11 protein-coding genes are annotated in these 12,238 nt (G+C 69.9%); 5 read left to right on the top strand and 6 right to left on the bottom strand.

Annotated features, from left to right (window positions below):
- Both GOALK_RS20405 and GOALK_RS20400 read left to right on the top strand, forming a co-directional pair.
- Positions 1 to 434: SDR family NAD(P)-dependent oxidoreductase (locus GOALK_RS20405; protein ID WP_157139175.1), on the top strand; the 434-nt coding region annotated here is incomplete at its 5' end.
- The gene (locus GOALK_RS20400; protein WP_006360740.1) at positions 431 to 1,516 is read left to right on the top strand and encodes an alanine racemase; all 1,086 of its coding nucleotides are present in this window, start codon (positions 431 to 433) and stop codon (positions 1,514 to 1,516) included. The genes GOALK_RS20405 and GOALK_RS20400, both read left to right, overlap by 4 nt.
- A 5-nt stretch (positions 1,517 to 1,521) precedes the next feature.
- Here the strand turns inward: GOALK_RS20400 and GOALK_RS20395 are convergent, their stop codons facing one another.
- From GOALK_RS20395 to GOALK_RS20385, 3 genes are all read right to left on the bottom strand, one after another.
- Positions 1,522 to 3,168, bottom strand: coding sequence for a DNA polymerase Y family protein (locus GOALK_RS20395; RefSeq protein WP_006360739.1), 1,647 nt, complete (start codon positions 3,166 to 3,168; stop codon positions 1,522 to 1,524).
- Positions 3,168 to 3,935 (bottom strand): DnaE2-dependent mutagenesis accessory factor ImuA', encoded by a 768-nt coding sequence (imuA', locus tag GOALK_RS20390; RefSeq protein WP_035750570.1) that lies wholly within the window; start codon positions 3,933 to 3,935, stop codon positions 3,168 to 3,170. Before imuA' ends, GOALK_RS20395 begins: the two co-directional genes overlap by 1 nt.
- A 289-nt stretch (positions 3,936 to 4,224) precedes the next feature.
- Positions 4,225 to 5,256, bottom strand: a complete 1,032-nt coding sequence (locus GOALK_RS20385) for an Rv2578c family radical SAM protein (RefSeq protein WP_006360737.1) — start codon at positions 5,254 to 5,256, stop codon at positions 4,225 to 4,227.
- A gap of 79 nt (positions 5,257 to 5,335) precedes the next feature.
- Between GOALK_RS20385 and GOALK_RS20380 the strand changes: the two genes are divergently transcribed.
- On the top strand, positions 5,336 to 6,598 hold the full coding sequence (locus GOALK_RS20380) for a serine/threonine-protein kinase (protein ID WP_035750568.1): 1,263 nt from the start codon (positions 5,336 to 5,338) through the stop codon (positions 6,596 to 6,598).
- A 92-nt stretch (positions 6,599 to 6,690) separates the two neighbouring features.
- Here GOALK_RS20380 and GOALK_RS20375 read toward each other — a convergent pair whose 3' ends face one another.
- Together GOALK_RS20375 and GOALK_RS20370 are read right to left on the bottom strand one after the other, a co-directional pair.
- On the bottom strand, positions 6,691 to 7,437 hold the full coding sequence (locus tag GOALK_RS20375) for a LuxR C-terminal-related transcriptional regulator (protein ID WP_006360735.1): 747 nt from the start codon (positions 7,435 to 7,437) through the stop codon (positions 6,691 to 6,693).
- A complete protein-coding gene (locus tag GOALK_RS20370) occupies positions 7,434 to 8,708 on the bottom strand; it encodes an ATP-binding protein (protein ID WP_035750566.1) in 1,275 nt (424 codons plus the stop codon). Before GOALK_RS20370 ends, GOALK_RS20375 begins: the two co-directional genes overlap by 4 nt.
- A 152-nt stretch (positions 8,709 to 8,860) precedes the next feature.
- On the opposite strand from GOALK_RS20370, the gene GOALK_RS20365 reads away from it, so the two are divergent.
- Positions 8,861 to 10,345: a PspC domain-containing protein gene (locus tag GOALK_RS20365; protein ID WP_006360733.1), complete on the top strand. Its 1,485-nt coding sequence runs from the start codon at positions 8,861 to 8,863 to the stop codon at positions 10,343 to 10,345.
- Positions 10,342 to 10,572 (top strand): hypothetical protein, encoded by a 231-nt coding sequence (locus GOALK_RS20360; protein ID WP_006360732.1) that lies wholly within the window; start codon positions 10,342 to 10,344, stop codon positions 10,570 to 10,572. The genes GOALK_RS20365 and GOALK_RS20360 overlap by 4 nt, the downstream gene beginning before the upstream one ends.
- Before the next feature lie 61 nt (positions 10,573 to 10,633).
- Here the strand turns inward: GOALK_RS20360 and guaA are convergent, their stop codons facing one another.
- Complete coding sequence (gene guaA, locus GOALK_RS20355) at positions 10,634 to 12,226, bottom strand: glutamine-hydrolyzing GMP synthase (RefSeq protein WP_035750564.1); 1,593 nt, start codon at positions 12,224 to 12,226, stop codon at positions 10,634 to 10,636.
- Positions 12,227 to 12,238: the final 12 nt, after the last annotated feature.

The raw sequence follows: 12,238 nt of genomic DNA, 5'->3' as shown, positions 1-12,238 counted from the left end.
CCCGGCGGTCGGGACATGTGGTCAACGTGACCTCGATCGCGGTGCAGTCCCGCGGACCGCGCTTCGGTGCCTACGCGGCGTCGAAGGCGGCACTGGAGGCGTTCAGCGACGTCACCGGCACCGAGACCGTCTCCGACCACGTCACATTCTCCAATGTGCGTCTGCCGCTGGTGAAGACGCGGATGATCTCGCCCACCGAGGCCTACGACAACCAGCCCGGCACCTGGGATGTGGACAAGGCCGCGTCCCGCGTGTTGCACGCGATCGTCGACCGGCCCAAGCGGGTCAGCTCGGTCGTCGGGACGATCGCCGAGATCGGGCACCGCTTCACGCCCGACCTGACCACCCGCATCCTGCATCTGGAGTACCTGCTGTTCGGCGAGTCGGCGGCAGCGATGGGGCGTGCCCGCCGTTCGGGTGGTCGCGACGCGTGATCGACACCCCGTACCTCGAGGTCGACGTCGACCGTCTGGACCGCAACCTCGCCGCCCTCGCCGGAGCAGCCCGGAGCGTCGGGGTCGACGTGCGGCCACACGCCAAGACTCACAAATGCGCCGAGATCGCCCGCCTGCAGATCGAGCACGGCGCGGTCGGCCTGACCGTGGCGACCATCGGCGAGGCCGAGGCATTCGCCGATGCCGCGGATGTCACCGGGTGCACCGACATCTTCATCGCGTACCCGTTGTGGCCGACCGCTGGCCAGGCAGCTCGACTCCGCGCCCTCGCCGAGCGGGTCACCCTGCGATTGGGGATCGATTCGCTCGCCGGCGCACGGCATCTCGCCTCCGCGGTGGGTCCGGCCCGGTTGCAGGTGCTCGTCGAGGTCGACTCCGGCCAGCACCGCACCGGCGTCACCCCCGAACTGGCCGGTTCGGTCGGCGCGGCGGGTGTCGCGGAGGGACTCGACGTGATCGGCGTGTTCACCTTCCCCGGCCACTCCTACGGCCTCGGCGACACCCGACGCGACGCGGCCACCCAGGAGCTGGCCGCACTGGCGACGGCGGCAGACGGATTGCGCGCCAACGGAATCGAACCGCGGGTACGCAGTGGTGGCTCGACCCCGACGGTCGGCCTGCTCGACGCCGAGCAGGCGAACGTCCTGACCGAGATCCGGCCCGGCGTGTACCCGTTCAACGACGCACAGCAGGTGGAGATCGGCTCGTGCGGCTTCGACGAGGTCTCGTTGACCGCGGTCGCGACGGTGGTGCGCCGTGACAACCACCGGGTCGTCCTCGACGCGGGCAGCAAGATCCTCGGTGCCGACCGCGCCGCCTGGGCGACCGGGTACGGCCGGCTCCTCGATCATCACGACGCCCGCATCGTGATGCTGTCGGAACATCATGCGGTGGTGGAGTTCCCGGCCGGGTCGTCCGACGAGCGCATCCCCGGTATCGGGAGTTTTGTTCGCGTGGTGCCGAATCACGTGTGCAACGCGGTCAACCTCGTCGACGAGCTGGTGGCGATCGACGGCTCGGACACCCGTTGGCCGGTGATCGCGCGGGGCCGCAACAACTGAGGCCCTCACTCGTAGACCCCTTCGACGATCCACTCACCGCCGCGGTAACAGAGCAGCAGGGCGCGTGAGTCGTCGAGCAGCACCTGAGCCCGCGCGATCAGTTCGGTTCCCGCCGCGGATGCGCGGTCCATTCCGACCGGCCACGGACCGGCCCACCAGCACAACCCCCAGCTCGTCTTCCGGCCTTTTCCGCCACCCGTCGTCTCCGACAGCCGGACGGTCACCGGTTCGGCGGTGAACGCTCCCCGGTCGGTCACCCGCACGGGTTGACCGAGGGCGTCGAGCACGCTGATCGCCGTCTCCACCAGAACCGTCGGGGTGGGTTGCGGCAGGTGCCCGGGCCACGGCGCGGACGGGTCGCGACGCGGTGTCCGTTCGTCGCCGAGGGACACCATCGTGATCCGTTCGGCTGGTCCGCGGCCACCGCTGAGCACCGGGATGCGCACGGCATCGCCGCCCAGCAACCCCTGGATGCGGACCAGGGAACGTCGAGCGCGTTCTTCGACGTCGGGGTCGACCGCCGAGCCACCCGCGAGCGTTTCCGTGAGCTGGTAGTGCAGGGCACCGGCCTCGACGACCTCCACCGGCTCCAGCCGCAGGCGCACGATCGGCGAGTCGGGGCGGGTGTCCTTGACCTGCCCTCTCGCCCGGCTGTTCCCTCGCCGGCCACCGGTCAGCCAGCCCTCCAACTGCCATCGGATACGGTCCGCGGTGGTCTCCGGGGTCAGCGGCTGCGCACAATTCCACGTCCTCGAATGCTGTTGTCCGCGTTCGGTGGTCGCCTCGATGGTGAGTCGGGTGCAAGCAACGGCGGCGTCGCGCAGTCGTTGGTGGAGCTTCTCGGCGAGGGTGCGGCCGATGAACGCCGCGGCATCGATGCGGTCGACTGGCGGATCGCAGGTGTGGTCGACATCGAGTTCGGCCGGCAGGTGGCGGCCCGACGGCACGCGGCCCGGCAACGCGTTGGCCAGACGGTGCGCGAGCACCGCGTCCCGGGCGAAGCGGGTCGCCACGTCGGCGATGTCCATCTCGGCGAATGCGCCGATGGTGCCTATCCCCAGACGCCGCAACAGATCCACCAGCTCGACACGCGACGGGTCGCTCATGCTCGGTTCGAGGGCGAGATCGGCGATGGGCCGGCCGGCGAGATAGGCCCGGTCCCCACCCGGCTCCACCTGGTGGCCGCGCCGCGCGGCCAGGACCGCGGTGAAGATCTCGTCGGCGATGCCGACCTGCGATTCGATGCCGCAGGCCGACACGACGTCGACGAGCTCCTCGGCGAGCGCCTCCATGCCGCCGAAGTAGCGAGCCGCCCGATCACCGGGGATCACCAGCAGACCCGGCCGGAGCACCTCGAGGGTCGGGATCACGTCGGCCACCGCGGCCACCACCGGATCGAACAGCCGGCCGTCGCGGACCTCGTCGGCCGCGACGACGGTCATCTCCGGGCACAGCGCCTGCGCCTGGCGTTTGCGCATGCCGCGCCGGACGCCGACGGCCCGGGCGGTCGACGAGCAGGCGACCACCCGGTTCGCCGACAGCACCGCCACCGGATGCAGCGGCGGCAGGTCGGCCTCGGCGGCCGCCGCCATCGCCGGCCAGTCCGGGCACCAGAGCGCGAGAGTCCGCCTGGTGAGTTCCTGCCGTGTCATCAGTTCGCGACCGCGAGGACCGGACGAGTGCTCGTCGTCGAGACCATCTCCACCGAGCGGTCGGCACCCTGACCTCGTGCCAGGAGGTCGACCTCGGTGCTCTGGGTCTGTCTGCCGCGTCCTGATGCCGTGACCTGCAGTCTCATTCCGCCGATGCGGCCGTATCCGCTGCGTGCGGAGTCCAGGTCGGTGGCGCCGGACAGCAGCGGACTGTGCCGGTAGGTGAGCACTCGCGCCTCGATGGTCAGCTGCGCACCCGGCCAGGTACCACCGGCGACCAGCAGGACCGACGACTGCTTGCGGACGCGTCCCATCACCACGCGTGCACGCGACGGGGCGACCGCATCCGCCGTACCCGGCCCCACACGGCCGAGCACCACCAGGTCCATGCCGTCGAGCAGGACCGCGGCGACCTCCACCGGATCGAGGCCGGGATCGGGAATGGTGGCGATGCGCGAGAGGTCCGCACCCATCTCCACCGCCGACAACAGGCTCAGCCGGGGCATCCCGACGATCCCGACCTGGCCACCCGCACGGGTGGCCGACGCGATCATCGCGATCAGCAACGAGTTGGCACCGTCGAACCGGGCGACCGTTCCGCGAGGAATCCCATTGTGCGGCAGTATCTCTGACAGCGGCTCCGGAATCGGCAGCACGCCGGTGGCCGGATCGCGCGTCTCCACTGCATGCCGGTCGGGACGTCCCGACATCGCCGCCATGCGTCGGCGGAGGCCGGCCAACTCATCCGTACGGGACGACACATCCATGACACTCTCCAGTCGCGTGGTGGTTCTCGAGCGAGCCGGGAAGGTGCTGCGCCATCTGGTTCTCGAACCGCCGTGGGAATGATCCGAGAGGGTGATCTCGTCCGCCGATCATTCGAACATTGTTTCGATGATCAGAGAGTAGGACCACCCACCGACAAGCGTCAACCGAGACCGATCGGCGACCCGCGACCAGACATAACACGTTGCACTGGAGCATCTTTCGTCACAGAAGAAGGCGAACAGCTGCGTATCCCCGCCTCGCTGCTTCAGGCGCGGGGAGCAAGGGCCGTCAGAACAGGGTGAGTGCGTGCTGCAGTTCGGGTGCGGCCACGGACCCGGGCGACCCCGCGTCCGAGCCGGACTGCCGCAGGCCACCAGAGCCGGCCAGCCCGTGCCGCTGAACCATCGGTTGCATCCGCTCCCGCAACCACGACGAGTACTCCGGCGTCACGTAGGCACCGCGCCCGTAGAGACCGCGGTACCTACGGATCAGCGCCGGATGTTCCTCGGCCAGCCATTCCAGGAACCACGGCTTGGTCGAGGACCGCAGGTGCATCGGGAACGCGGTCACGCCCGCCGCCCCCGCGTCGGCGAGCGCCCCGAGCAGCTCGTCGAGATGAGATCTCGCATCCGTCAGATACGGGATGACCGGTGCGACCATCACGTGCGGGGCGAGGCCGGCGTCGGCGAGGTCGCGGATCAGCGAGAGCCTGGCCTGCGGCGACGGGGTGCCGGGTTCGACCTTCCTCTGCAGATCCGGGTCGATGATCGCCAGCGAGATGCCGATGCCCACCGGGACCTGACCCGCCGCCTGTCGCAGCAGCGGCAGATCGCGCCGGATCAGCGTCCCCTTGGTGAGGATCGAGAACGGGGTCCGGGACTCCGCGAGCGCGGCGATCACACCCGGCATGAGCTTGTACCGACCCTCCGCGCGCTGATACGGGTCGGTGTTGGTCCCCAGGGCGACGGTCTCCCGCGTCCACGAGCGGCGTTTGAGCTCCTTGCGCAGCACCGCGGCCACGTTCAGCTTCACGACCACCTGGGAGTCGAAGTCCTTGCCCGCGTCGAGGTCGAGGTACTCGTGCGTCGGCCGGGCGAAACAATAGCGGCACGCGTGAGTGCATCCGCGAAAAGTGTTGACAGTGAACTGAAACGGGAGATGAGATGCTTCCGGGACACGATTGAGAGCACTCTTCGCCAGCACCTCGTGGAAGGTGACACCCTCGAAGTCGGGCGTCCGCACCGACCGCACCAGGCCGGAGCGGCTCAGCCCGGGGAGCGCCCCGTCGTCAGCCTCGACCGCCTGCTCGGACCATCGCATGAGAGCGAGTCGAACACATGTGCGATCCGGCTGTCAAGCGGAGTGCCCGCCGACGACCCCTCGCGGCTATCATCGCCGTATGCCACCGTCCGTCGGAACCCATCATGCCCCAGGTCCCCAGTACCTGGTGGCCGGCCGATACCGCCTGAAGTCGCGGATCGGTGGCGGCGGCATGGGCACGGTGTGGCTGGCCCGCGATCAGCTCCTCGATCGCGAGGTGGCCGTCAAACAGGTCATCTCCACCGAGGGCCTCACCGAGGATTCCGCGGACAACGTCCGCAAGCGGGCCATGCGCGAAGGTCGCATCGCGGCGAAGCTCTCGCATCGCAACGCCATCGCCATGCACGACGTCGCCCTCGACCGCGGTGAGCCGTGGCTGGTGATGGAATACCTGCCGTCGCGCAGTGTCGCGCAGATCCTGCATGCCACAACGACACTCGAGCCGAGGGAAGCAGCCCAGATCGGCGCACAGGTTGCCGATGCGATGGTCGAGGCCCATGCGGCCGGCATCGTGCACCGCGACATCAAGCCGGGCAACATCCTGATCGCCGAGGGCGGCCGTAACGCCGGGCTCGTCAAGATCACCGACTTCGGGATCTCGCGGGCCAAGGACGACGTGACCCTCACCCAGACCGGCGTGATCACCGGCACCCCAGCCTATTTCGCGCCCGAGGTGGCCCGCGGCGCGGAGCCGATGGAGGCCTCCGACGTCTACTCGCTGGGCGCCACGATCTACACGATGGTCGAGGGTCAACCACCGTTCGGCGTCGACGACAATTCGATCACCTTGCTGCACAAGGTCGCTCGCGCGCGGATCAATCCGATGACGAAGGCCGGCGAACTCGAACCCGTCCTGCTGCGCCTGCTCGAACCGAGTCCGACCAAGCGGCCGACGATGGCGGAGGCGCGCGATGCCCTCACCGCGTTCGCGGCGGGTTCGCGCGGTACCAAGGACCAGGTGCTCACCGGCCTCATCACCCGCCCCGGCACCGGTACGCCGGTGTGGGCACAACGTAACAACCGTTCGTCGACGACGGGACCTCACCGCCCGGTGGCGGGCGCGACGCTGCCGCCCTACGCCCCCACGATCGCCGGCGACCGCGGCTCACGCGATGTCCCGCACACCCGGCAGGAGCACCACTCCCCGACCCTGATGTCGACGCCGCCGCCGTATTCGGTGACGTCCCGGTCGTCTTCGTCCCACCGTCAACCGATGAACCCCGGCTACGGGGAACCGACCCGGACCCCGGTGACCTCGAGCACCGCGCTCGCGGTGTCGGTGTTCGTGTTCTTCGCGGTGCTGGCGGTGCTCGTGGTCCTCGCCATCGCACTGTTGCGGTAATACGCAATCCCGCGGGACCATTTCCTTCCCGCTTTCCGGCTAGCGCCCGCGGGAGGGAAATGGACCCGCGGGAGGTCAACGCTCCCGCGGGGTTACCCGATGTGGCGCGTGGCCGCCCAGCGGGTCAGCGCGTTCCGGTTGGACTGCTGGGTCTTGCGCAGCACGTTCGACGCGTGCGTCTCCACTGTCTTGATCGAGATGAAGAGTTCCTCGGCGATCTCCCGGTAGGTGTAGCCGCGGGCGAGCAGCCGCAACACCTCGAGTTCACGGCGGGTGAGGGAGTCGAGTTCGGGGTCCAGCGGCGGTTCGGGCGCCGACGACTTCCCGGTGAACGAGTCCAGCACGAATCCGGCCAGCCGGGGGCTGAACACCGCATCGCCCTCGGCGACCCGGCGCACCGCGTCGGCCAGTTCGGCGCCGTCGATCGTCTTGGTGACATACCCGCGGGCGCCTGCCCGGATCGTCGCGATCACGTCCTCGGCGGCATCGGAGACGCTGAGGGCGAGGAAGACCGGCGCCGTCTCCGCATCGGCGCCGACCCGGTCGAGGACGCCCCGCAGCACCGCGACCCCGCCGCCGGCGGGCATGTGGACATCGAGGAGCACCACATCCGGTGCGGTGGCCACGATCCCGGCGATCGCCTCCGGCACGGCGCCCGCCTCCCCGACCACACGTAGCCCCGACTCGTCGGCCAGTTCCGCGCGCACCCCGGAACGGAACACGGCGTGGTCGTCGACGAGGTACACGGTGTAGGTCGACGCCGCGGCGTCGGCGTTGTACGACGCTGCCGCGTCGGCCGTCGTGTCCGTCGGGTTCGGGGTCTGCTCGGGGGTCGTCATCTCACCTTCCGGTCGTCCGTCGGTTCGTTCTCTGACTGCAGCTGTTCCACCGGGGACGCCGCGACCTCGCCCGCGACCTCGGTCCCCGCCACACCGTCGATGCGCGGCATCGTGAGCGCGACGTTGGTGCCGCGCCCCGGTGTCGAGGTGATCGCCACGCGGCCACCCATCCGTTCCATCCGCGCCCGGATCGACCGGGTGATGCCCTGGCGATCGTCGTCGACGACGTCCGGGTCGAAGCCGACGCCGCGGTCGCGGACGAACACCTCGACCTGATCGTCGGTCACCTCGCTGTACACGTCGACCGTGCGCTCACCGGAATGTTTGGCCGCGTTGACCAGCGCCTCCCGGGTCGCGCCCGCCAGCGCCGACCAGCGCTTCGCATCACGTGCGTCGCTGGGCCGCAGGTCGCCGACGGTGATGATCTCGACCTCGACCCCGTAGGCGTCCTCGACCTCCGCGCCGACGCTGCGCAGCGCCGCGGCGAGCGAGCCGCGCTCCTGGGCGGGGTCGCCGAACAGCCACGCACGCAGCTCGCGTTCCTGGCTGCGGGCGAGGCGCGCGACCTCCTCCGGGCGATGGGCCTTCTTCTGGATCAGTGCGAGGGTCTGCAGCACCGAATCGTGTAGGTGCGAGGCGATCTCCTCGCGTTCGGCATTGCGGATGCGTGCGGCACGTTCCTCGTTGAGGGCGCGCCACATCCGCATCCACAGCGGCACGGTGAGCAGCACGACGCCGATCAGGGTCGCGATCACCGCGAGGATCGTCGAGTTGAGTCCGCCGAAGCTGCGATCGCCGGCGAGGACGATCACCACCAATCCGCCGACCACCAGCAGCACCCCGCCGATGAGCCGTGTCCAGGTGAGCAGCGGGGCACGCGGCGCGCGGTGAGAGGTGTCGAACTCGCGCCACACCAGGCTCGCGCCGATGGCGACGAACACGAAGGGGACGAGGTATTCCGCGGGCGTGCCCGACGCGGCGAAGCCGACGACCGACATCGCCACGAGCCCGATCACCGCGAGTCCGAGTGACTGCCGGCGCTCGCCCGGTGCGGGCGGTGCGGTGTCCTTGCCGGGTGGGCAGAAGAACCACAGCAGCCCGTAGGCCGCGACCCCGGCACCGGCCAGCGCGGCGAGCACCACGAACACGATCCGGACGCGGAAGACGTCGACCCCCAGATGGTCGGCTATGCCACCGGCGACCCCGGCGACCACCCGGCCGCCGTCCCGTCGTACCAGCCGCGGGGCAGGCTCCACCTCCGTTCCACTCACCCCTCGATGTTCCCACGGGCGACGAATCCGGACATCGGGGTTCACCCCTGTTTCTGTGCCCGCGGTCTCGGGGTGGAGGTTCGTCCCCCCGATCACCCCCGGGCGGAAATCAGGGGATCACCCGATGTGCTGCGGGTGCCCGGGAGAGCACGATGATCGCCATGGACACCAAGGAGTTCCAGAATCAGCTCAGGGAGATGTGGTCGACACGCCCCTACCGTCCGGAGAACCGGACCATCGCCGGCGTGTGCAGTGGCATCGCGGCCCGCTACCGCGTCGATCCGACCCTCGTGAAGATCGCCTTCGTGGTGTCCGCCTTCTTCGGCGGCAGCGGGCTGATCCTGTACCTGGCCGCGTGGATCGCGTTCCCGGGCCGGCAGCGCGCCCACACCGAGGCCCTTCGCGCCGCCCACTCCGGTGGTCGCGGCGGTCACCGCGGCCACGGCTGGGGCAACCCGCAGTTCATCGTGCTGGCCGTCCTCGCGATCGTCATCGTCACCTCGGTCGGCCCGAACCGCACCTGGGGATCGGGCGGACTGGTCGGCGCGATCCTCATGCTCGGCGGGTGGTACCTGCTCCACCTGCGCACCCCGACGCCCCCGCCCGGCACCAGCATCGACACCGTCGCCGTCACCGACGTCGTGGTGCCGCCGCCGACGGCGGGGCAGTTCGAACGCTGGGTCCCGCGCGCCATGGCCGGCACCGAGACCACCGGTGTCCCGGCGAACACGCCGACCCCGACGAACACCCCGGGCGTCGACTTGCAGAAACCCACCCACGGCCCCGGAACGCAGCCGAGTCCGGCGACGAACGTGACCCCCACCACCGAGCCGGCCGTGAACTTCGCGGCGACAGAGGAGACGGGCTTGAGCCAGAACGACGTCGACACCGCTTCGGCCGGCACGCAACGCTGGTCTCCCCTGCCGACCCCGGTGCCCGCCTCCGACGACATCGACACCGCCCCGCCGGCCTGGGATCCGCTGGGAGTCGCCCCGTTCGCCTGGGATCTGCCCGAACCCGCCACACCGGTGAAGCCGGTCGAGCAGCGTCGTCGCCGGTCACCGTTGACGCTGATCGTCCTCGGGCTCGCGGTCATCGTCGGAGCGATCGGCACGGCCCTGCATCAGGCTGGAGTCGATTGGTTCACCGTGCCACGCATCCTCTCCCTGTCTCTGGCGGTCGTCGGTGCCGGCCTCGTGCTGGCCGCGACACTGCGCCGGCGCACCGGCGAGCACAGCACCGGCCTGCTGCCCGTCGCCATCCTGCTGGGTATCGCGACCATCGTGACCACCACGGTCTCCGGTGTCACCCTGCCCACCGGCGGGGTCGGCGATCGCAACTGGAAGCCGCTGAGCGAGAACGACATCCAGACCGAGTACACCCTCGGGATGGGTGAGATGACCCTCGACCTACGGGAGATCGACCTCACCGCCGACCGGCGGGTGGAACTACGGAACGGGATCGGCGTCATCGAGGTCGCGTTGCCCGAGAACATGAACGTCCGCGTCACCTGCGACACCGGCGTCGGCGACATCGAGTGTCCCGCCGGACTCGACGGCGGCCGTGACGGCACCGACGGGCCCGTTCTCGAGATCGACGCACACACCGGCATGGGAGAGGTTCGGGTCACCCGATGAACGAGCAAACCGACAGCGGCCCGAACGCCGCCGACGACTACGCCGAATCAACCCATCGTGCACCGGGATTGGGGATCGTGGGCATCGCGGCCCTGGCGGTCGCGGGCTGGGGACTCGCCGGCGGACCGGCACTCCCCGACGCCGCCGACCTCGGCTGGGCCGCCGTCGGCGTCGGACTGCTGATCGGCCTGATCCTCATCATCTCCGGAACGCGTAGCCGGGGATGAGGGACGAGGGGTGAACGCAATCAGGCCGGCGCGATGATCACGCCGGCCTGATTGCGTTCGGTCATTCCCACTCGATGGTGCCCGGCGGCTTGCTCGTCACGTCGAGGACGACGCGGTTGACGTCGGGAACCTCGTTGGTGATGCGCGTCGAGATGACCTCGAGGACCTCGTAGGGCACGCGGGTCCAGTCGGCGGTCATCGCGTCCTCGCTCGAGACGGGACGCAGCACGATCGGGTGTCCGTAGGTACGGCCGTCGCCCTGGACGCCGACGCTGCGGACGTCGGCCAGCAGCACCACCGGGCACTGCCAGATCTGGGCGTCGAGGCCGGCGGCGGTCAGCTCCTCGCGGGCGATGAGGTCGGCCTTGCGCAGCATCTCCAGGCGATCGGCGGTCACCTCGCCGACGATGCGGATAGCCAGACCCGGGCCCGGGAACGGCTGGCGTGCCACGATCTCCTCGGGCAGGCCGAGCTCGCGACCGACGGCGCGGACCTCGTCCTTGAACAGCAGGCGCAGGGGCTCGACGAGGCTGAACTCGAGGTCGTCGGGCAGGCCGCCGACGTTGTGGTGGCTCTTGATGTTCGCGGTGCCGCTGCCGCCACCGGATTCCACGACGTCGGGGTACAGGGTGCCCTGGACCAGGAACTCGACCTTCTCCCCCGACTCGGCCTCCTCGCCGAGGACCTCGCTCACCGCGCCCTCGAAGGAACGGATGAACTCGCGGCCGATGATCTTGCGCTTGGTCTCCGGGTCGCTGACACCGGACAATTCCTTGAGGAACGTGTCGGCGGCGTCGACGGTCACGAGCTTGGCGCCGGTCGCGCCGACGAAGTCGTGCTGGACCTGCTCGCGCTCACCGGCGCGGAGCAGTCCGTGGTCGACGAAGACACAGGTGAGGCGGTCGCCGATGGCGCGCTGCACCAGCGCGGCGGCCACCGCGGAGTCGACACCGCCAGACAGACCGCAGATCGCCCGGCCGTCGCCGATCTGATCGGCGACCGCGTCGATGAGGGCGTCGGCGATGTTCGCCGCGGTCCAGGTGGCCTCGAGACCGGCGACCTCGTAGAGGAAGCGGGTGAGGATCTGCTGGCCGTGCGGGGTGTGCAGCACCTCGGGGTGGTACTGGACGCCGGCCATGCGGCGCTCGAGGTTCTCGAACGCCGCGACGGGGGCGCCGGGCGTCGAACCGGTGACGGTGAAGCCCTCCGGCGCCTGCTGCACCGCGTCGTTGTGGCTCATCCACACCGGCTGGGTGTCGGAGAGACCCTGGTGCAGGATGCCCTCGCCGTTCGCCGTCAGGGTGGTGCGGCCGAACTCGCGACCACCGGTGTTCGCGACCTCGCCACCGAGCTTCGCGGCCATCGCCTGGAAGCCGTAGCAGATGCCGAAGACCGGGATGTCCAGGTCGAACACGGCGGGATCGAGTTCGGGGGCGTCTTCGGCGTACACCGACGCCGGTCCGCCCGAGAGGATGATCGCGACCGGGTTCTTCTCCTGGATCTTCGCCAGCGGCGCGTCGTGGGAGATCACCTCGGAGTAGATCCGGGCCTCACGCACTCTCCGTGCGATCAGCTGCGCGTACTGCGCTCCGAAGTCGACGACGAGTACGGGCCGCGGGCCCTCGAGGAAATCCTCTGCAGAAGAGTCTGTCACCCGGCCGAGTCT

Origin of the sequence: Gordonia alkanivorans NBRC 16433, from assembly GCF_000225505.1 — a bacterium.
In the GTDB taxonomy this organism is placed as follows: Bacteria; Actinomycetota; Actinomycetes; order Mycobacteriales; family Mycobacteriaceae; genus Gordonia; species Gordonia alkanivorans.
The sequence above is the reverse complement of the archived record's forward strand: the minus strand, read 5'-3'. Positions and strand labels throughout refer to the sequence as shown.

What these genes read in the sequence shown, in the direction of transcription:
- GOALK_RS20360 (WP_006360732.1), top strand. Translation starts at nt 10,342, where the DNA reads ATGAACGAGCAAACCGACAGCGGCCCGAACGCCGCCGACGACTACGCC.
- GOALK_RS20395 (WP_006360739.1), bottom strand. Translation starts at nt 3,168, where the DNA reads ATGACACGGCAGGAACTCACCAGGCGGACTCTCGCGCTCTGGTGCCCG.
- GOALK_RS20365 (WP_006360733.1), top strand. Translation starts at nt 8,861, where the DNA reads ATGATCGCCATGGACACCAAGGAGTTCCAGAATCAGCTCAGGGAGATG.
- imuA' (WP_035750570.1), bottom strand. Translation starts at nt 3,935, where the DNA reads ATGGATGTGTCGTCCCGTACGGATGAGTTGGCCGGCCTCCGCCGACGC.
- GOALK_RS20375 (WP_006360735.1), bottom strand. Translation starts at nt 7,437, where the DNA reads ATGACGACCCCCGAGCAGACCCCGAACCCGACGGACACGACGGCCGAC.
- GOALK_RS20385 (WP_006360737.1), bottom strand. Translation starts at nt 5,256, where the DNA reads ATGCGATGGTCCGAGCAGGCGGTCGAGGCTGACGACGGGGCGCTCCCC.
- GOALK_RS20380 (WP_035750568.1), top strand. Translation starts at nt 5,336, where the DNA reads ATGCCACCGTCCGTCGGAACCCATCATGCCCCAGGTCCCCAGTACCTG.